Genomic DNA, 385 nt, shown 5'->3' with positions numbered 1-385 from the left:
CTTTCAGCATAGCTATATTCTGTTCATTCCTAAAAAAACCAAAAATACTTTTGGCTACTTTTGTACCCACATCTTCCAACTGCATGAGTTCCTCTTCTGTTTTATTAGCGAAATCGAGTAAATGAGTTACGGCATTGGCCAATGTTTTAGCCGTTGTTTCACCCACAAAACGAATCCCCAATCCATAAATTAATCGGTATAGTGGTTGTTGCTTACTCGCTTCAATAGCAGAGAATAAATTATCGATTGATTTTTTCCCGAAACCCTCTAGCTCGCCAATCTTCAATCTGGAATCTGATAATCTGTAAATACCGGGAATATCTGATAATAAACCTAACTCATAAAACTTTCGCACATTCGCTTCACCAAAACTTTTTAAGAACTG

Annotated in this window: 1 protein-coding gene; it reads right to left on the bottom strand. The window is 36.6% G+C overall.

Annotated features, from left to right (window positions below; genetic code table 11):
• Positions 1-385: helix-hairpin-helix domain-containing protein (locus CWC14_RS18440; RefSeq protein WP_249928788.1), on the bottom strand; the 385-nt coding region annotated here is incomplete at both ends.

The sequence above is a fragment of the Pseudoalteromonas sp. S3260 genome (genome assembly GCF_005886925.1).
Classification (GTDB): domain Bacteria; phylum Pseudomonadota; class Gammaproteobacteria; order Enterobacterales; family Alteromonadaceae; genus Pseudoalteromonas; species Pseudoalteromonas tetraodonis.
The sequence above is the reverse complement of the archived record's forward strand: the minus strand, read 5'-3'. Positions and strand labels throughout refer to the sequence as shown.